General features: G+C 73.0%; 17 protein-coding genes. 6 read left to right on the top strand and 11 right to left on the bottom strand.

Annotated elements, in window-relative coordinates; translation table 11 throughout:
- Nucleotides 1-128: 128 nt before the first annotated feature.
- Together ACZ4YL_RS26500 and ACZ4YL_RS26495 are read left to right on the top strand one after the other, a co-directional pair.
- The gene (locus ACZ4YL_RS26500) at nt 129-2,240 is read left to right on the top strand and encodes a TPM domain-containing protein (protein ID WP_468119875.1); all 2,112 of its coding nucleotides are present in this window, start codon (nt 129-131) and stop codon (nt 2,238-2,240) included.
- 37 nt (nt 2,241-2,277) lie between these two features.
- Nucleotides 2,278-2,997, top strand: a complete 720-nt coding sequence (locus ACZ4YL_RS26495) for a PspA/IM30 family protein (RefSeq protein WP_468119873.1) — start codon at nt 2,278-2,280, stop codon at nt 2,995-2,997.
- Here the strand turns inward: ACZ4YL_RS26495 and ACZ4YL_RS26490 are convergent.
- The 7 genes from ACZ4YL_RS26490 to ACZ4YL_RS26460 form a co-directional block, all read right to left on the bottom strand.
- Nucleotides 2,994-3,302 carry a hypothetical protein gene (locus tag ACZ4YL_RS26490; RefSeq protein WP_468119871.1) on the bottom strand — a complete coding sequence of 103 codons (309 nt, stop codon included), beginning with the start codon at nt 3,300-3,302 and terminating at the stop codon, nt 2,994-2,996. The two genes, ACZ4YL_RS26495 and ACZ4YL_RS26490, sit on opposite strands and share 4 nt — an antisense overlap.
- A 92-nt stretch (nt 3,303-3,394) precedes the next feature.
- Nucleotides 3,395-6,013 (bottom strand): SpoIIE family protein phosphatase, encoded by a 2,619-nt coding sequence (locus ACZ4YL_RS26485; protein WP_468119869.1) that lies wholly within the window; start codon nt 6,011-6,013, stop codon nt 3,395-3,397.
- Between the two features lie 200 nt (nt 6,014-6,213).
- On the bottom strand, nt 6,214-6,642 hold the full coding sequence (locus ACZ4YL_RS26480) for an ATP-binding protein (protein WP_468119867.1): 429 nt from the start codon (nt 6,640-6,642) through the stop codon (nt 6,214-6,216).
- Nucleotides 6,643-6,795: 153 nt separating this feature from the next.
- Nucleotides 6,796-7,206 (bottom strand): (deoxy)nucleoside triphosphate pyrophosphohydrolase, encoded by a 411-nt coding sequence (locus ACZ4YL_RS26475; RefSeq protein ID WP_033218473.1) that lies wholly within the window; start codon nt 7,204-7,206, stop codon nt 6,796-6,798.
- 39 nt (nt 7,207-7,245) lie between these two features.
- Complete coding sequence (locus tag ACZ4YL_RS26470; RefSeq protein ID WP_030012541.1) at nt 7,246-7,431, bottom strand: SPOR domain-containing protein; 186 nt, start codon at nt 7,429-7,431, stop codon at nt 7,246-7,248.
- A 442-nt stretch (nt 7,432-7,873) separates the two neighbouring features.
- Entirely contained in the window at nt 7,874-8,626 is a 753-nt protein-coding gene (locus ACZ4YL_RS26465; protein ID WP_468119864.1) for a GntR family transcriptional regulator, read from the bottom strand.
- Nucleotides 8,627-8,763: 137 nt separating this feature from the next.
- Complete coding sequence (locus ACZ4YL_RS26460) at nt 8,764-9,939, bottom strand: DUF4190 domain-containing protein (RefSeq protein ID WP_468119862.1); 1,176 nt, start codon at nt 9,937-9,939, stop codon at nt 8,764-8,766.
- 238 nt (nt 9,940-10,177) lie between these two features.
- On the opposite strand from ACZ4YL_RS26460, the gene ACZ4YL_RS26455 reads away from it, so the two are divergent.
- From ACZ4YL_RS26455 to ACZ4YL_RS26445, 3 genes are all read left to right on the top strand, one after another.
- A complete protein-coding gene (locus tag ACZ4YL_RS26455) occupies nt 10,178-11,272 on the top strand; it encodes a pyridoxal-phosphate dependent enzyme (protein WP_468119860.1) in 1,095 nt (364 codons plus the stop codon).
- A gap of 159 nt (nt 11,273-11,431) precedes the next feature.
- On the top strand, nt 11,432-12,253 hold the full coding sequence (locus ACZ4YL_RS26450; RefSeq protein ID WP_468119858.1) for an isocitrate lyase/phosphoenolpyruvate mutase family protein: 822 nt from the start codon (nt 11,432-11,434) through the stop codon (nt 12,251-12,253).
- Nucleotides 12,254-12,297: 44 nt separating this feature from the next.
- A complete protein-coding gene (locus ACZ4YL_RS26445) occupies nt 12,298-13,242 on the top strand; it encodes an EamA family transporter (RefSeq protein ID WP_468119856.1) in 945 nt (314 codons plus the stop codon).
- 23 nt (nt 13,243-13,265) lie between these two features.
- On the opposite strand, the gene ACZ4YL_RS26440 is transcribed toward ACZ4YL_RS26445, so the two are convergent.
- The 4 genes from ACZ4YL_RS26440 to ACZ4YL_RS26425 all read right to left on the bottom strand — a co-directional run bounded on the left by ACZ4YL_RS26440 (nt 13,266) and on the right by ACZ4YL_RS26425 (nt 17,117).
- On the bottom strand, nt 13,266-14,057 hold the full coding sequence (locus ACZ4YL_RS26440; protein ID WP_468119854.1) for a trypsin-like serine peptidase: 792 nt from the start codon (nt 14,055-14,057) through the stop codon (nt 13,266-13,268).
- Nucleotides 14,054-15,148, bottom strand: a complete 1,095-nt coding sequence (locus ACZ4YL_RS26435) for an alpha/beta hydrolase (protein WP_468119852.1) — start codon at nt 15,146-15,148, stop codon at nt 14,054-14,056. Before ACZ4YL_RS26435 ends, ACZ4YL_RS26440 begins: the two co-directional genes overlap by 4 nt.
- 163 nt (nt 15,149-15,311) lie before the next feature.
- Nucleotides 15,312-16,544: an alpha/beta hydrolase gene (locus tag ACZ4YL_RS26430; RefSeq protein WP_468119850.1), complete on the bottom strand. Its 1,233-nt coding sequence runs from the start codon at nt 16,542-16,544 to the stop codon at nt 15,312-15,314.
- A gap of 135 nt (nt 16,545-16,679) precedes the next feature.
- Entirely contained in the window at nt 16,680-17,117 is a 438-nt protein-coding gene (locus ACZ4YL_RS26425; RefSeq protein WP_468119848.1) for a MarR family winged helix-turn-helix transcriptional regulator, read from the bottom strand.
- A 79-nt stretch (nt 17,118-17,196) separates the two neighbouring features.
- On the opposite strand from ACZ4YL_RS26425, the gene ACZ4YL_RS26420 reads away from it, so the two are divergent.
- Nucleotides 17,197-18,225: an SMP-30/gluconolactonase/LRE family protein gene (locus tag ACZ4YL_RS26420; protein WP_468119846.1), complete on the top strand. Its 1,029-nt coding sequence runs from the start codon at nt 17,197-17,199 to the stop codon at nt 18,223-18,225.
- Nucleotide 18,226: the final 1 nt, after the last annotated feature.

Genomic DNA, 18,226 nt, shown 5'->3' with positions numbered 1-18,226 from the left:
GAGGGCGGCCACGGTGAGCGCGGCGGCGGACATGATCTTCTTCATGGCCTGCCAACGACGGAGCCGGGGTGGGTCACTGGTGATCACTCCGGGTGCGGAGCCGGAAACGCGCCCATAATCTCCCAAATGTGACTCCGCCGAGAAGCAGGCCGCGAAGCAGGATCTTCGTACGGGCCGGGCTCGCCCTCTGCGCCGCGCTGCTGGCGGTCGGCGGCTGGGGCGCGGCCGGGGCGGCGCCCGCGTGGGCCGAGGATCCCGTCACCCTGTCCCAGCAGGGGCAGATCACCGACCAGGTGGGGGCCCTGGGCGACCGGAAGGGCGCCGTCACCGCCGCGCTCGACAAGCTGTACGCCGACCGCAAGATCCAGCTCTTCGTCGCCTACGTGCGGGACTTCTCCGGGCGCTCCGCCCAGAGCTGGGCCGACGCCACCGCGCAGCGCAACGGCCTCGGCCAGAACGACGTCCTGCTGGCCGTGGCGACCGGGGCCCGCCAGTACGCCTATTCGGCCGATGTCGACTCCGGTTTCACCGAGCGGCAGCTGGCCACCGTCGCGCAGACCGCCATCGAGCCCGCCCTGAAGCAGAACGACTGGGCGGGCGCCGCCATCGGTGCGGCCAACGGATACAACGCCGTCCTCGGCGGTCAGCCGGTCCCCGTGCCCACCATCACCCCCGGCCCGGCGGATCCCGGCGGCAAGGCGAGCGGCGAGAACGGGGCCGGGGACTTCGTGCTCCCGGTGGTCGCCGTCGGCGCGGCCGGGGCGCTGGCGGCCTACGCGTACACCCGCCGCAAGCGCAAGGACGCCGCCGGGGGCGGGCGCGGTACGACGACCGGGCCGGGCTGGCCCGAAGGGGCGCCGGACCGGCTCCCGCTGCCGGAGCTGGACGCCAGGGCCACGACCTTGCTGGTGGAGACCGACGACGCGGTCCGCACCAGCACCGAGGAACTCGGTTTCGCCTCCGCCCAGTTCGGCGAGGAGGCGGCCCGCCCCTTCGTCGCGGCCGTGGCGTACGCCAAGGACGAGCTCACGCACGCCTTCCGGCTGCGCCAGCAGCTCGACGACGCCTACCCGGAGGACGACGCGACCCGGCGCCGGATGCTGGACGAGATCGTCGCCCGGTGCACCGAGGCGAACGGGCGGCTGGACGCCGAGTCGGAGGACTTCGACCGGCTGCGGGACCTGGAGAAGAACGCCCCGCAGGCCCTGGCCTCGGTGGAGCAGGGCTACCTGGACCTGACCGGGCGCGCGGCCACCGCCGAGGCGACGCTGACCGCGCTGGCCGGGCGGTACGCGGACTCGGCGTCCGCGCCCGTCGCCTCCAACGCCGAACAGGCCAAGGACCGGCTGCTGTTCGCGGCGACCAGTCTGGGCCTGGCGCACGCGGCCCTCGACGCGGGCGGGAACGGCACGGCGGCCGTGCACGTACGGGCCGCCGAGGGCGCGGTGGACCAGGCGGCGACCCTGGTGGACGCGGTCGAGCGGCGGGCGCAGGAACTGGCGGAGGCGGCCGGGAAGCTGCCGGGCGCGCTGACCGAGACGGACACCGACCTCGCGGACGCCCGCGGGCTGCTCACCGGCACGGCGGAGGGCACCTCGACGGCGGACCTGCGCGGGCGGATCGGCCGGGCGGAGGCCGTACTGGCCGACGTACGGCGGGAGGAGGCGGCCGGCCGGTACGACCCGATCGACGCCCTGCGCCGCATCGAGGAGGCCGACGCGGCCCTCGACGAGGCGCTGGCCGGGGCGCGGGAACGGGAGTCGGGGCGGCAGCGGGCGGTGGCCCTGCTCGACCAGGCCATGCTGGCGGCGCGCAGCGCGATCGGCGCGGCGACGGACTACGTCACCACCACCCGGGGCGCGGTGGGCAGCCAGGCCCGCACCCGGCTGGCGGAGGCGGGCCGGCACCTGGAACGGGCGGTGTCCCTGGCGGCTGCCGACCCGGCGGGGGCGCTGGCGGAGGCCCAGCAGGCGGACGCGCTGGCGCGGCAGGCACAGCAGCTGGCGGAGCAGGACGTACGGGCGTACCAGGACCCGTACGCGGGCCGGCGGTCCGGCGGCCAGGGCGGCGCCGTCCTGGGCGGGATCATCCTCGGCGAGATCCTGCGGGGCGGCGGGGGCGGTTTCGGTGGCTTCGGCGGCGGGGGCGGCGGTTTCGGGGGCGGCGGGGGCGGCAGCGGTCCCGGCTCCTTCGGCGGCGGCGGAACCCGCGGCCGCATGGGCGGCGGCGGCCGCTTCTGAACGGCACACACATCGGCCCTGACCAGGAGAGACCACGATGAGCAAGCAGACCGTCCTCGGCCGCGTCACCCAGCTCGCCAAGGCCAACATCAATGCGCTGCTGGACCAGGCGGAGGATCCGCAGAAGATGCTGGACCAGCTGATCCGCGACTACACGAACAACATCTCGGAGGCGGAACAGGCGGTCGCGACGACGATCGGCAATCTGCGGATGCTGGAGGCGGACCACAAGGAGGACGTGGAGACGGCCGCCGAGTGGGGCGGCAAGGCCCTGGCGGCGAGCCGGAAGGCGGACGAACTGCGGGCGGCGGGATCGGCCGCGGACGCCGACAGGTTCGACAACCTCGCGAAGGTGGCGCTGGGCCGGCAGATCCGGTCCGAGAAGGAGGCGGCGGTCGCGGAGCCGACCATCGCCGCCCAGACGGAGGTCGTCGACAAGCTCAAGTCGGGCCTGGAGTCGATGCGGAACAAGCTGACGGAGCTCCAGGCGAAGCGCGACGAGCTGGTCGCCCGGGCGAAGACCGCACAGGCGCAGAACACGATGATGGACGCGGTGAAGAACATCGACGTGCTGGACCCGACGAGCGACCTGCACCGCTTCGAGGAGAAGGTGCGCCGGGAGGAGGCGATGGCGCTCGGCAAGCAGGAGCTGGCCGCGTCCTCCCTGGACGCCCAGTTCGAAGCCCTGGACGACCTCGGCAAGACCTCGGAGATCGAGGCCCGCCTGGCCGCGCTCAAGCAAGGCCGCGCAGCCTAGGGGGTATCCGCGAGCGCGAGCAGTTCCAGCACGGAGGCGGCACGCCAGAGGGCCTCCTCGTCACCGGCCATCTGGTCGATGAGCGGGCCGATGGGCAGGCCGAGGTCCCGGACCAACCGGGCGTGGTAAAGGGCGCGGTGGTCGCACTGGCTGTCCCAGCGCCATTCGCGGCGGATGCAGTCGTACACGTGCGGAGCCGCGGCGGCGGGATCGTCAAGGGCGCGGAGGTGGCCGAGGCCGCGGCCGCGCTGGAGGAGCCCCTGGAGGGAGCCGGGCGGCGCGTACGCCGGGGTGTCGTCGGTCATCCCCGGGCACGATTCCCTACGACTCCCCCTGCCGCCAGCGGTTTTCCCGGACGGCAAGCGCGGCCCGCTCGGGCCGCGCGGCCCGCGCCGTCCTATCCGTACATGCTCAGCAGCTGCTCCGCCGACAGTTCGGTGACGGCCTCCGATGCCGCGCCGGGCAGCGGGAGTTCGAACCAGACCGTCTTGCCCCGGTGGGTGCGGCGCGTGCCCCAGCCCGCCGACAGCAGGCCGACCAGCTGGAGGCCGCGGCCGCCCTCGTCGGTGTCGCGGGCGCGGCGCCGCCGGGGCTGGACCAGGTTCGCGTCCCAGACCTCGCAGACCAGCGTGCGGTCCAGCAGCAGGCGCAGCCGGATCTCGCCCTCCCCGTAGCGCAGGGCGTTGGTGACCAGTTCGCTGACCAGCAGTTCGGTCGTGTCCAGCAGGCCCTCCAGGCCCCAGGCCGGGAGCTTGGCCCGGGCCAGCTCGCGGGCCCGGCCCACCGAGCGGGCCTCGCGCGGCAGTTGCCAGTCGCCGACCGCGTCCAGCGGCAGGCCCTGCACCCGTGCCATGAGCAGGGCGATGTCGTCCTCGCCGTGTCGGGTGTCGAGGGTGTTCAGCACGTGGTCGCAGACGTCCTCCAGCGGCCGGACCGGATCCGCGAGGGCCGCGCGCAGTCCGCGCAGCCCCTCCTCCAGGGGATGGTCGCGGGATTCCACGAGCCCGTCCGTGTAGAGGGCCAGCAGTGCGCCCTCCGGCAGGTCGACCTCGACCTCCTCGAAGGGTTCGCCGCCCACGCCCAGCGGCATCCCGGGCGGCACCTCCAGCAGCAGTGCGGGCCGCGGGACGCCGGCCTCGTCCGGGGGTTCGACCAGCACGGGCGGCATGTGGCCCGCGTTGGCGATCGTGCAGCGCCGCGTCACCGGGTCGTAGACCGCGTACACGCAGGTGGCCAGGTAGACCTCGGAGCGGTCGGCGTCCCGCGAGTGCAGGGCCGCCCGGGAGGCCTGCTGGGAGCCGCCGGGGGCGCCGAGGCCGCGGGCGATCTCGTCGAGCGCGGTCAGTACCTCCGCCGGTTCGAGGTCCAGCAGCGCGAGGGTCCGTACGGCGGTCCGCAGCTCTCCCATGGCCACGGCGGCCCGCAGGCCGCGGCCCATGACGTCGCCGACGACCAGCGCGGTGCGGTGCCCGGGGAGCTCGATGACGTCGAACCAGTCGCCGCCGACCTCGGTGGCCGCGTTGCCGGGGAGGTACCGGCAGGCGATGTCGAGGCCGGCCGCCTCCGGGTCGCCGGGGGGCAGCAGGCTGCGCTGCAGGATCAGCGCCCGCTCGTGCTCGCGCCGGTAGAGACGGGCGTTGTCGATGCACACGGCGGCCCGTGCGGCCAGTTCCACGGCGACCGCGCGGTCCCGTTCGCCGAAGGGTTCGCTGCCCTTGGTCCGGGAGAACTGCGCGAGCCCGACGACCGTGTCGTGGGCGACCATCGGCACGACCAGCGTGGACTGTACGAGGTCCTCCGGTCCGCCGCCCTCGATCAGCCGCGGCCGCGCCGTACGCAGGGCCAGCGCGCCCGGCGACGCGGCCGGGTAGCGGTGGATGTCGCCGACGGAGACCAGTGCGCCGGGACCCGACAGCGGGGCGTCCGAGACGGCGGAGGCGAAGGCCACCCGGCGCAGGGCGGCCGAGGGCGTCCGCGCCGGGCCCTGGCCGGGCAGGCTGGGCACGCCCGGGCCCTGCGGCCGGGCGGGCCGGTCGTCGTCGCCGAGCAGCAGGCCCTGGTAGAGGTCGACGGCAGCCAGGTCGCAGAAGCCGGGGACGGTGACGTCGAGGAGTTCGCGGGCGGTGGTCTCCAGGTCGAGGGAGTTCCCGATGCGGTGCCCGGCCTCGTTGAGGAGGGCCAGGTTGCGCCGGACCCCGGCGGCCTCGCGGGCGGCGAGGTGGCGGCGGGTGACGTCGGTGCCGATCCCGGCGACGCCGATGGGGCGCCCGCTGCCGCCGTGGACGCGGTAGAGGTTGATGGACCAGTGGCGGTTCTCCCGGCTGCGGGGGGTGGCGCCGGTGATCCGCAGATCGGTGACCGAGTCCCCGGTGTCCAGCACCCGGCGCAGGGCTTCGGTCATGCGGTCGGCCTCGTGCGCCGGCAGGTAGTCGTGCACGGTCTTGCCGCGGTGCTCCTCGGCGGCGCCCCCGAAGACGGTGGCGAACCGGCGGTTGGCCCGCTGCACGGTGAGGTCCGTGCCGAAGAGCAGGAAGCCGAAGGGAGATTGGCCGAATATCGCTTGTGAGGCCGCGAGGTCGGATTCGATCCGGCGCAGCGCGCGTACGTCGACGACGACACACAGCGCGGCCCGTTCGGCGGTCTCGGTCTGGGTGGGCATCACATAGATCTCGGCCACACCGTGCGCGCCGTTCCCGCCCGGGATCCGGAAGGGGATCAGGCCCGTCCATTCCTTGCCGTCGAGGATCTCGGCGACCTTGCGGTGCGCGTCGGGACGCAGCTCGGGCGGCATGAAGGCGTCGACCGGGTCGCGTCCCACGGCCTGGGAGGCGCTCAGGCCGAAGAGTTCCTCGGCACGCAGGCTCCATTGGTCGATGAACCCGTCGGGCCCGATCGAGAAGGAAGCGACCTTTATGTAGTCATATATCGAGCCAGGCGGACTGCTGTGCCACAGGGCGTCGTGCCATGTCTCTCGCGGCACGTCGGTCTGATGTGCCTGCGCAGGTATCTCGCTCACGCGACCGTCCCCTCCAGCTCACCGCAACCGGACCGGCCATGACCGAAGTATTCAGCACCACGGCCCCGGACGGCACGGCGTTCACGATCACAGCACGGTCTCGATGATTTCGAGCCATGTCGCGCGATCTCCTCCGAGCCCCTCCCCCTGGCTGCCGCCGGGAGGCGTTCCCGAAAGGTCACACGCCACCGTTCACCTTGTTACTCACCAGGAATAGCCAATTCGAACCACACTGTCTTGCCCGATTTCCCGTGCCGGGTCCCCCAGCGCTGCGAGGAGATGGCGACCAGGTGCAGGCCACGGCCCCCCTCGTCGTCGTGGTTCGCGACCCGTTCGCGGGGCGGATCCGGAAGCGGATCGGAAACCTCCACGAGGAGCGCGGGGCCGCCCGCGGGGCCCCCGACGGCTGGATTGCGCCGTTCCAGGCGGACTCCGATGGGGCCGGAGGCGTACCGCAGGGAATTGGTGACGAGCTCGCTGACCAGCAGGACGGTCACATCGCCGACGGCCTCCAGGCCCCAGTCGTGCAAGGTGCCGCGGACGGCGTGGCGGGCGGTGCGGACGGCGCCGGGCTCGGCGGGGAAGGCCCACTCGGCACACTCACCGTCTGTGTCGATCACGCCGATCACTTCCCGGGCCAGCAGCGACCCCAGTCCGGTTCGTCGGGGACGAAAGGGGGACGAGATAGGGATTAATAGCGACATACCCGATATTCGGGGCGTCGTACCACTCGATCCCCGCCCACCGGCGCACTGTGGCGCAGACGGCCTAGACCGCGAGCGTCACGCGCCCCCGCCACCGTCCTGGCGCAGCCGGCGCCCCGCCTCGGCGACCGCGGGGCGGTCCTGGTCCAGCCAGTCCACCGACTCCAGCTCCTCCGGCCCGAGCCAGCGCAGCTCGTCGTGGTCCTCCAGCGGGGCGGGCACTCCGGAGAGCAGCCTGGCGGTCCACACGTGCAGGACGAGCCCGGGCCGCAGCGGCCACTCCCCCGGGATCCGCTCCAGCGGCTCGGCCTCCACGCCGAGCTCCTCGCGCAGTTCGCGCACCAGCGCGTCGGGGACGGACTCACCCGGTTCGGCCTTCCCGCCCGGCAGCTCCCAGCGTCCGGCGAGCTCGGGCGGTGCGCTGCGGCGGGCGGCCAGCAGGCGCCCCTCATGACAAAGGGCTCCGCCCACGACCACGCGTACCGTCATGGGCGGAGCCTATGTCAGCGTCGCAGGGCGCTGCGACGCTCAGTTCATCGTGGCGGTCTGACCGATCCGCTCGACCCAGTAGAGCTGCTTGTGTCCTCGGTCCTCGAGGCTGTCGGCGACCTTCTGGGCCTCGGCCCGGGTGGCGTACCGGCCCACCCGGTAGCGGTTGCCGTTGTCGTCCTCGCGTATGACCAGCCACGGAAGCAGCGCACCGCTGTCGTTCATTGCGTTTCACCCTCCGCCGACGTATCTGTCCGGGAAACCGCATTGCGCATATGCCCGAGCTTACGCCCGACCTTTACGGAGCGGATACGGTTTTTCACGAAGAGGTACCTCACAGGCGTACGCATCCGGCCACGCGTACGAGTGGGCCGTGCGCGCCGGTCCGAACGGGGCGCACCGGAGGCCGGGGCGGGGCCGCGGCGGCGCCGTGCGGCGGGCATCCGCGCAGGTGGCGCGGAGGAAGCGGCGGGGCGTCCAGCGCGGTCCCGGCCGCAGTGCGCAGGGAGCGGGTCCCGGCATGCGGACCGAACGGTCCGGGGACGCCCGGGGCCGGGACGGCGCAGGCGTCCGCCATCGCGCCGAAACCCGCCGGGTCGCGGGCGTCGCGCCGGGCGCGCGCGAACCCCCGGGCGGCGCCGGGGGGTTCACACTGCGGCGGGAGCGGTCACCTCACCGGGAGGTGGTACGCCAGGCGGTAGCGGTCCGCCGGGACCACCACGTCGGCCGTCTCCACGGCACGGCCGGAGGCGTAGTAGGTGCGGCCGATCACCAGCACCACGTGCCCCGGCACCCCGCCGAGGAGCATGATCTCCTCCGCCAGACCGGGCCGTGCGCCGACCTCCTCGACCACGTTGTCCACGACGACGTCGATCGCGGCCATCCGGTCGACCACTCCGGAGCCGCCCAGCGGCCCTTCCTCCGGCAGCATCACCGGGGTCCGGCCGGTCACGGCCAGCGGTTCCCAGGAGGTCGACAGCATCATCGCCTCCCCCCCGTCGCGGAAGACGTACCGCGTCCGCATCACACGCTCGCCCGGATCGATGCCGAGCCGCTTCGCGATCTCCGCGGGCGCGCCCGTCTGCTCACTGCTCGACTCCCACGTGCCGCGCGCGGCGGCATCCGCCTGCTCCTGCCGGAACGGCGTCGAGGCGCCGCCCGTGCGATAGCCGGCGCGGGCGACCCGCCGCGGGACCGGCTGTTCCCGTACGTACGTGCCGGATCCGGACCGGCCCTCGACCAGTCCCTCCGCCATGAGGACCTTGCGCGCCTCCAGGGCCACGGTGTCGGAGACCCCGTACTCCTCGCGGATGCGTGCCTGAGAGGGGAGCCGGGCGTGCGGGGGCAGAGAACCGTCGACGATCTTCCGTCGCAGGTCCCCGGCCACGCGCAGATAGGCCGGCTGCTCACCGAAAGTCACTGGCCACTCCCATCAGGTTGACAGACAGCTACACCCTGGCAACCGGCGGTTGAAGACTGCAAGCAAGGGCCAGAGTTTCACTCGAAGTGATGAAGCCAGGTCACTCAAACCCGTTACCCTGCGTTACCTCAAGGACGTCACGCCGATTCGGCCGACGGCCCCCCGCCGGTCCCGTCGTCCCGGTCCTCCAGGTCCTCCTGGCTGTCCCGCAGCCACTGCGGAATCACCGTCGAAAGCCCGTACGCACCGCGCAGCGCCTGCTCCGTCTCCATGGACATCGCGGCCAGCGCCCGGTCCCACTGCTTGTCGAACTCCTCCGGCGTCCTGGCCTGCGAGGCGCGCTGCCACTGCGCACGCGCCGCCTCGATCTCCCCCAGCTGCGCCGGAGCGGCCTTCTCCAGCCCCGCCCGGGCCGCCTCCCCCTGGAGGAGCTTCGCCTCGGCGCCCAGCACCGCGTGCACCTCGCGCGCCCATGCCTGGTACGCGGGCAGCGCGTCCTCCACGTCGTCCTCGGGAGGCCGGCTCATGACGAACTCGACGGTGTTGGCGGCCCGCAGGAAGGCCGACTGCTCGGGCTTCAGCATTCCGGCGTCCTTGCGCAGGCTGCCCCGCCACTCCTCGTCGGTGGTACCGATCACGCAGAGCAGCGTCCGGTCCCCCTCGCTCCAGGACCGGCGCGAGGGCGCGTAGTAGAACATCTCCGCGTACTCGGGCAGCGCCCACGTGTCCATCGCGTACTCGTCCTGGGCCTTCCAGCAGGCGTCCTCGGACGCGCGGCCGGCCTCGCCCGGCCCGGGAACGTCCGGCGCCTCCAGCACCTTGGACGCGGTGACCTCACCGTGGTGCACCTGCGCGCAGTCGATCCGGTACGTCACGGGCCGCTCGTCGATCAGGTCCCCGCCGGGAACGTTGAAGCAGTCGCCCGCCCGGAGGTCGTCGAGGTCCGTGAGCTCGCCCTCGACGTCGGAGAACTCGCTCAGCGACTCGAACCGGTCGTCGGCGGCGCCCAGGACCCGCTCGGCGGTGAACACCAGCGCGCCGGTCATCACCACGGACACCACCAGGCCCACGATCGCCAGGGCCTTGCCCCGGTCCCCCCGCTTCGCGATCTGCACGAGGGCCGCGATGCCGAAGGCTATGCCGAGCGGCGGGAGGCACAGCAGCCCGGACAGCAGCGAGGCGAGTGCGAAGCCGTTGAGCGCCGGCGGCTGCTGGCCGTGACCGGGTGGCGGACCCCATCCCCATCCCTGCTGCGGGGGCGGCGGGGGCCAGGAGTGGCCCGGTCCGGGAGGAGGACTCGGCGGGGTGCTCACGGGGGCGGACTCCATCGCAGGGCGGCATCGCGGGGCGCGCCGCGGAAGGCGCGAACGAATGCGCGAAATAGTACGCAGCCGGGGCCCCCGGCCGGCCGGTCGCCCCCACGGTCGCGCCCGGCCCGGCCGGCGCCCGCGGCTCCTGCGCCGTGGTGCGTGACGCCGACCCCGGTAACGATCACCGACGCGTAACATCCGTGCCGTACACCGGCCATGACCGAGCAGAGGTGTTCCACACATGACGCACGCACTCCCCGGCTACATCTGTTCCGAGGACGGCACCCGCGCGGACGTCCGGACCGCGCCCTGGGCGTGCCCGGTCTGCGGCGGACCCTGGGACCTCGATTTCACGCCGGACCCGGCCGCGGCACTGGAACCGGCCGCGGGACCGAACTCGCTGTGGCGGTACGGGTCCGTGCTGCCGCTGCCCGGGGCGTTCTCCGTATCGCTGGCCGAGGGGCACACCCCGCTGGTCCCGCTGGCGGAGCGGATCCACGCCAAGCTCGACTTCCTGATGCCCACGCGGTCCTTCAAGGACCGGGGCGCGGTGATGCTCGTGGAGCTCGCCCGGCGGCTCGCGCCGCAGCGGGTCGTGGCGGACAGCAGCGGCAACGCCGGGACGGCGGTGGCCGCGTACTGCGCGCGGGCCGGACTGGCCTGCGAAATCTTCGTACCCGAGGGCACGTTGGAGAAGAAGACGGCCCGGATGCGGTCGCACGGCGCGGACGTCCGGGTGGTCCCCGGTGGCCGCGAGGCCGCCTCGGAGGCAGCCCGGGCCGCGGCGGACGCGCCCGGGGTCTTCTACGCGAGTCACGTGTTCAACCCGTACTTCCTGCACGGGACCAAGACGTACGTGTACGAGGTGTGGGAGGAGCTGGGCGGCCGGCTCCCGGAGACCCTGGTGGTTCCCGTGGGCAACGGCACCCTGCTGCTCGGGGCCGCCCTGGCCGTGGAGGAACTGGCCCGGCGCGGGGTCAGGCCGCCGACGCTGATCGCGGTCCAGGCGGAGGCGGTGTCCCCGCTGGCGCAGGCCTTCGCGGCGGGCGCCGAGGAAGCCGCCCCGGTGGAACAGCGGCCGACCCTGGCCGAGGGGATCGCGATCCCGGCACCGCCCCGCGCCCGCCAGATCCTGGCGGCGGTCCGCAAGTCCGGCGGCACCGTCCTGACCGTCCCGGACGACCGGCTGCAGGAGGCCCAGCGGGACCTGGCCCGCCGCGGCCTCTCCGTGGAGCCGACGGCGGCGGCCTGCTGGGCCGCGGTGGGCCCGTCGGCGCCCGGGGATCCCCTGCAGGGCCGCACCGCCGTGATCCCCCTGTGCGGCGCGGGCGGATAGACGACGGGCGGACGTGGGCGGACGTGGGCGGACGTGGGCGGACGTGGGCGGGGGCAGGCGAAGGCGGGCGGAGGCGGGCGGCGCCGCACCCGCGCCCCGTCCCACGTCCATGTCGGAATTCCGCGAGACCGAACGCACCCGGTCTGGTGAACTGACCCCATGACCACCCATGTTGATCTCGCCGCCAAGGCCGCCGCGTTCGCGGCCCTGCACACCCCCGCCGCACCGCTCGCCCTCGCCAACGCCTGGGACGTGGCAAGCGCCCGCATCGTCGCGGCCGCCGGCGCCCCCGCCGTCGCCACCACCAGCGCCGGCGTCGCCTGGTCCCTCGGCTCCCCCGACGGCGACGCGCTCGCCCGGGACCGCGCCCTCGACCTGGTCGCCCGCGTGGTCGCCGCCGTCCCCGCCGTGCCCGTCACCGCCGACATCGAGGGCGGCTTCGGCGCCGACCCGGCCGCCGTGGGCGAGACCGTGACCGGGGTCCTCGACGCCGGCGCGGTCGGCATCAACATCGAGGACGGCCACCGCGACCCCGCCGAGCAGATCGAGCGCCTGGCCGCGGCCCGCGCCGCGGCCGACGCCGCCGGGGTCCCGCTCTACATCAACGCCCGCATCGACACCTACCTCCGGGGCTTCGGCGAGGACGCCACCCGCCTGGACGACACCCTCGCCCGCGCCGCCGCGTACCTGCGGGCCGGAGCCACCGGCGTCTTCGTGCCCGGTGTCCTCGACCCGGCCACCGTCGCCGAGCTCGCCAAGGGCATCGACGCGCCCCTCAACATCCTGCTCGGCCCGGACGCCCCGGCCGTGGCCGCCTTCGGCGCCCTCGGCGTCTCCCGCGTCAGCCTCGGCTCCTGGGTCGCCGAAGCCGCGTACGCCGTGGTCCGGCGCGCCGCCGAAGAGCTGATCTCGCAGGGCACCTACGGGGCGCTCGCGCACTCCCTCCCCTACGGCGAGCTGAACGACCTGCTCAAGGGTTGAGACATCCGGAAGCGTGCATGGGCCAACCACCTTAGGATCCGAGCATGAGCACCTCAACGCCGGTCGACGGCAAGGCCTCCGGGCCGGCCACCACCGCCCGCGGCAGGATCCCGGGCGCGGTCTGGGCCGCCCTCGCCGTCGTCTACGTCGTCTGGGGCTCGACCTACCTCGGCATCCGGATCGTCGTCGAGACCATGCCGCCCTTCCTCTCCGCCGGAGCCCGGTTCATCACCGCCGGCCTGCTGCTGTCCGCCGTCGTCGCCTGGCGGTACGGTCCGGCCGCACTGCGGGCCACCCGCGCGCAGCTCGGCTCGGCGGCCCTGGTCGGGCTGCTCCTGATCCTCGGCGGGAACGGCCTGGTGGTCCTCGCCGAGACCTCGGTGCCGTCGGGCCTCGCCGCGCTGCTGGTGGCGGCGGTGCCGATGTGGGTGGTGGTGCTCCGGACGAGCACCGGGGACCGGCCCCCGCTGCGCACCCTGGCCGGGGTGCTGTTGGGTCTCGCCGGGCTCGCGGTGCTGACCGGCCCGGGGCTCAGCGGCGAGGTGCGGCTGTCGGGGGTGCTGCTGGTCGTGGTGGCCTCGGTGCTGTGGTCGCTGGGCTCGTTCTCGGCGCCGCGGCTGAAGCTGCCGGCCAACCCCTTCACCGGCAGCGCCTACCAGATGTTCGCGGGCGGGGTCGCCGCCGTGGTCGTGGGCCTGCTGCGCGGCGAGCACCGCGGCCTGGACCCCGCGGCGTTCTCCACCGCCTCCTGGCTGGCCCTCGGCTATCTGACGGTGGTCGGCTCGCTCGTCGGTTTCACGGCGTACGTGTGGCTGCTCCAGGCCGCGCCGCTGTCGCTGGTGTCCACGTACGCGTACGTCAATCCGGTCGTGGCCGTGGCGCTCGGCACGCTGATCCTCGACGAGGCCCTGACCTGGCCGATCCTGGTCGGCGGGGCGATCGTCGTGGCGGCGGTGGGCGTGATCGTCAGTACCGAGCGAAGGACGTAGCAGCGGTGGCGGCGCGGGCGCACTCAGCCCCGCGCGGCCCGCTCGTACAGGGCTTTCGCGTGCTCGTCGAAGAGCGCGGCCGTGGAGTCCACGTCCGTGTCCCCGCCGCTGAGCACCCCGATCAGGTGCCCGGCCCGGTCCGGCCCGCCCCGGTCCGCGATCCAGGGGCTTCCGCTGGTCCCCGTCCAGAACCCGGCGCAGCTCATGTAGAGCATGTCGGGGTCGTCCTCGTCGTGGCGGGTCTGGGTGGTGCAGGAGACGGGCTTGTTCTGCGGGTTGTGCTCGGACTCCGGGTAGCCGACGACGGTCACGTCCCGCTCGTACCCCGAGGTCCACTCGGGCTTCGGGGCCTCGGCGCCGCCGCCGACCGCGTCCTGGATGCTGCGCCCGTCCTCGTCCGGCTCGATGGTGAGGAAGGCGAAGTCGGCGGTGTCCTCGCCCCATTTCGTCCAGCGGTCGTCCACGTGGATCGACCTGACCTTCCACACCCCCAGCGGCTGGGTGCCGGCGCCCTCGCCGGAGAAGGCCGGGGCGAAGGAGAGCTCGCCGATGGCCAGCCCGTCGTGGGCCACCTCGCCCGGCTGCCCGTCCTCGCCCGCGGGGGCCACGCAGTGCGCGGCGGTGGCGACGACGTTGCCCTCGGGACTGTCGACGACGCTCGCCGTGCACCAGTGCTCGCCGCCCGCCATGAGTACGCCGACGGTGGGGAAGGGGAGCACCGGAAGCTCGCCGGGCACTTCGAGGAACGCGACGGCGAACACCGCCGCGATCCCCGCCGCGGCGGCCGCCGAGGCCCCCTTCACCACCGTGCTCATCGCACGCCGGGATCGGGTGTCGGTCCCTTCATCACCTTGCTGATCCACTCCAGGGAGCCCTCCCTCATGCCGCGCACGTACGACTTTCCGTTGTGCTCACCATCCTGGATCACCTGCAGCGAGGTGTGCACGGGGCCCTTCCCGAAGTCGTTCATGAACTTCTCGGCCTTGTCGCGGCCGCTCTCCGCGGTACCGATCTGGAAGTTGATGTAGACGTCCGGACCGCCCGCCGCGATCAGCTTCGCGGCGAGCTTTTCCGGGTTGTCGGCGTCCATGGCCTGCGTGTTCCCCTGCCACAGCGGGGAGTCGGGGACGATGTCGACGCCGCTCGCGATGGCCGCCTTGAACTGGTCGGGGTGCTTGAGGACGTGCTTGAAGGCGCCGAATCCGCCCGCGGAGGAGCCCATGAAGGCCCAGCCGTCGCGGGAGGTGAAGGTGCGGAAATTGGCCTTCGTGAAATCCGGGATGTCTTCGACCATCCAGGTGCCCATCTTGGGCTGGCCGGGGATGTCCGAGGCGTCGAAGTGGTGTTTGGTGTCGGCGTTGTGCACCGGCATGATCAGGATGAAGGGCAGGCTGGTGCCGGCCTTGGCCCCGTCGCTCACGGCCTTCTGGAGGCCGAGGCCGGGACCCGTACCCCAGTAGTTGGTGGGGTAGCCGCGGCCGCCGGGCAGGGAGATCAGGACCGGGAAGCCGCTCTTGGCGTACCTCGGGTCGTCGTACTCCTTGGGCACCCACACCCACACGTCACCCGTGAAGCCGGACTTCTTGCCGGTGAGGGTGGTGCGGCCGATCTGGGTGCCGTCCGGCAGCCGGGAGGTACGGACGAACGAGGCCTTCGGCCCGGTCGGCATCTGCACCTCGGGCGGCACCGCGGGCGGCAGCTCGGCGGCCGCGCCGGCCTTCTCCTGGGTCTGGCCGAAGGAGACAGGATCCCCTATGTCCGAGAAGAGGCCGTACTTGTACGCTGCCGTTCCGCCCCCGGCGAGGGTGAGCGCGAGCCCGCTGCTGATCAGGATCAGGCGCAGGCGATGGGGGCGACGGCCGCCCTCGGTCACAGGGCTGCCGTCGCCTTGCTGGTCTTGCTGCACGGTTTTTGTCCCGTTCCTTCTCCGGCGCCCACCAGGAGCGCGGGTCGGACCGATCGGTCCCCCTTACACCCTTTACAGAGGTATGAACGACGGGATGGGTTGCCTGGGACGGGGGTGACGTGGCGAGCACCACGCGGCCGGCCGGGACGCGCGGCCGGCCCGGTCAGCCGGCTTCGGGCTTGGGCCCCTTCAGGACCTTGCTGACCCACTCCAGGGAGCCTTCCTTCATGCCCCGGACGTAGTGCCAGCCGTTGTGCTCACCGTTCTGAATGTCGCGGATGGTCATCTTGATCGGTCCCTTGCCGAACTGCTGCTGGAACTTCGTCATCCGCTCCTTCCCGCTCTCCTTGGTGCCGATCTGGAAGTTGATGTAGACCTCGGGGCCCTTGGCGTCGATCAGCTTCTGGGCGAGCTTCTCCGGGTTGTTCGCGTCCATCTCGGCCTGGTGGCCCTTCCAGAGCGGGGAGTCCGGGACGATCTCGCCGCCGCTGGCGATCACGGCCTTGAACCGGTCCGGGTACTGCAGGACGGTCTTCATGCCGACGAAGGCTCCGGAGGAGGAGCCCATGAAGGCCCAGCCGTCACGGGACTTGTACGTACGGAAGTTGGCCTTGACGAAGTCCGGGATGTCCTCGGCGATCCACGTGCCCATCTTGGCCTGGCCGGGGATGTCGGAGCCGTCGTAGTAGTACTTGGCGTCCGGGTTGAGCACCGGCATGATCACGACGAACGGCAGGCTGGTACCGGCCTTGGCGCCGTCGCTGACGGCCTTCTGGAGGCCGAGGCTGCGGTCGGCCCAGTAGTTGTCCGGGTAGCCGTTGCCGCCGGGGAGCGCGATGAGGACCGGGAAGCCGCTCTTGGCGTACTTGGGGTCGTCGTACTCCTTGGGCGCCCACACCCATACGTCACCCGTGAACCCGGACTTCGCGCCGGCGAGGCGGGTCTTGGCGATGATCGTGCCGTCGTCGAGCTTGGTGGTCTGCTTGAAGCCGGACTTGGGGCCGGCCGGCAGAGCCACGTCCGGGTCGCCGGAGGGTGTGGCGGCGGCCGCCGGGGCGCTGGGGTCCGGCTTGCCCGTGGCCGGGGGCGGGGTGTTCTTCCCGAAGTTCACGTCCTCGCCGTTGCCGGAGAACCAGTCGAGCTTCCAGGCGGCGAAACCGCCGCCGCCGAGCAGGAGCGCGAGGGCGACCGTCGCGCTGATCCATATTCGGCGCCGGGAGCGCTTCGGCTCCGGGGTCCGGGCGGGGGCGGGCTGCTCGCCGTACGGCTGGTGCTGCTGCGGCGGCGGGCCCGGGTACCCGGGGAAGTCCTGGTGCCCCTGGTACTGCTCCTGGGGCGGGTACTCCTGGTACGACGGCTGCTCATCAGGCCGCGGGCGCTGCGGGTACTGGTGCACGAACTTCGCTCCGAACGGTCATGACTGCCCCCGAGGGCAGAACGGCTGGGCATCCCCTAGTTCTGATGTGCGAAACCCCCGCACAGTTCCAAAACAGAGCAAAATCATGCCAGGGATCTCGGCCGGCCGGCCGTCTCAGCGCTGGGCGTCGAGGGCCGCCGCGCACCGCCCGAGCAGCTGGATCAGCAACTCCCGTTCCTCGCGGGTGAATGCGGCGGCGAGCGCCCGCTCCACCCGCACCGCGCCGGAGTCCGCCAGCTCCATCGCCGTGCGCCCCTCGTCCGTGAGCCGGGTCTCCAGCACGTTGCCGTGCAGCTCGTGCGGGGTCCGCTCGACGAACCCGCGCTCCTGGAGGTTCTTCAGCACCGTGTTCATGGTCGGCGGCGTCACCCCGCACAGGCGGGCGAGCCCGGCCGCGGAGATGCCGGGCTTCTCGGCCAGCCAGAGCAGCACGGCGTACTGCGGAACCGTCACCGCGGCCGGCTTGCACGCCGCGCTCTTCGCCGCGAGAAGCGCCTGCTCAGCACGCTTGAGATGGGACCCGATGCGCTCCTCGGGGGCCATGGAGGTCATACCCGCATCCTACGGCCACCCTTGCAGACATTAGAGCTCTCACATACCTTCGTCTTCACCCGTTCAGTAGAGGACACCCATGAAGACGACCTCATTCCTGCCCGCCCCCCTGGCTTCCGCCCTCACCCCCGCCGTGACCGCAGCCATGGCCATGGCCATGACCCTCACCCTGGGAGCGGCCCCGGCGCAGGCGCACACCCCGGCGGGCGACGCCCGGATATCCACGGCCTTCGTCCTGCCCGGCGGGAAGGTCTACCCGGAGGGCATCGCCACCGACCCCCGCACCCACACCGTCTACGTCGGCTCGTACGCGGACGGCACCGTCTACCGGGCCCGTCCCGGCCGGCCCGAGGCCGAGGTGTTCCTGCCTTCCGGCACCGACGGCCGCCGCACGGCGAACGGCCTGCGCGTCGACGCCCTCGGCCGCCTGTGGGTCACCGACTCCACCGCGGGCGTGGCGGTCTACGACACCACCAGCGGGTCCCGCCTGGCCCACTTCGAGGTCGCCGGGGGAGCCGGAGCCCCTGCCCACTTCGTCAATGACCTGGCCCTCACCCCGGACGGCACCGCGTACCTCACGGACAGCGTCCGCGGCGTGATCTACCGCGTGACCCCGGAGCAGCTGGCCGCCGGGAGCGGCGCCCTGACCGAGGCCTACGACCTCTCCCCGGCCCTGCGCCCCCGGCCGGCGGGCGGCTTCAGCCTCAACGGCATCGTCGCCGACCGGGCGGGCCGTTACCTCCTCACCGTCGACATGCCGGAGGGCGACCTCTACCGCGTCGACCTGCGCACCGGCGCCGTCCGTCGCGTCGACCTCGGCGGCGGCGACCTGAAGGCCGCCGACGGCCTCGACCTCTCCCCCGACGGCACCCTGCGCGTGGCGCACAACGCCACCAACACGCTGACCCGCTGGCAGGTCCGCGCGGACGGCACCCGCGCCCGCCTGACCCGCACGATCACGGACCCGTCCCTGCAGATCCCCACGACCCTCGCGCACACCCCGGGCCGCACGCTGGTGGTCCGCTCCCAGTTCGACAAGGGCGGCCCCATGTCCCCGGGCTCGGGCACCCCCACCACGTTCACGGTCGCCGCGGTCCGCGGCCTGTGAC

The organism is Streptomyces sp. NPDC030021 (assembly GCF_055574035.1).
Note: the sequence above shows the minus strand (reverse complement) of the source record. Positions and strands in the feature narration are given on the sequence as shown.

Bases quoted from the DNA above. Each gene is read 5' to 3' on its own strand.
- ACZ4YL_RS26445 (WP_468119856.1), top strand. From the start codon at position 12,298: ATGAGCACCTCAACGCCGGTCGACGGCAAGGCCTCCGGGCCGGCCACC.
- ACZ4YL_RS26475 (WP_033218473.1), bottom strand. From the start codon at position 7,206: ATGACGGTACGCGTGGTCGTGGGCGGAGCCCTTTGTCATGAGGGGCGC.
- ACZ4YL_RS26490 (WP_468119871.1), bottom strand. From the start codon at position 3,302: ATGACCGACGACACCCCGGCGTACGCGCCGCCCGGCTCCCTCCAGGGG.
- ACZ4YL_RS26440 (WP_468119854.1), bottom strand. From the start codon at position 14,057: ATGAGCACGGTGGTGAAGGGGGCCTCGGCGGCCGCCGCGGCGGGGATC.
- ACZ4YL_RS26495 (WP_468119873.1), top strand. From the start codon at position 2,278: ATGAGCAAGCAGACCGTCCTCGGCCGCGTCACCCAGCTCGCCAAGGCC.
- ACZ4YL_RS26470 (WP_030012541.1), bottom strand. From the start codon at position 7,431: ATGAACGACAGCGGTGCGCTGCTTCCGTGGCTGGTCATACGCGAGGAC.
- ACZ4YL_RS26450 (WP_468119858.1), top strand. From the start codon at position 11,432: ATGACCACCCATGTTGATCTCGCCGCCAAGGCCGCCGCGTTCGCGGCC.
- ACZ4YL_RS26425 (WP_468119848.1), bottom strand. From the start codon at position 17,117: ATGACCTCCATGGCCCCCGAGGAGCGCATCGGGTCCCATCTCAAGCGT.
- ACZ4YL_RS26455 (WP_468119860.1), top strand. From the start codon at position 10,178: ATGACGCACGCACTCCCCGGCTACATCTGTTCCGAGGACGGCACCCGC.
- ACZ4YL_RS26420 (WP_468119846.1), top strand. From the start codon at position 17,197: ATGAAGACGACCTCATTCCTGCCCGCCCCCCTGGCTTCCGCCCTCACC.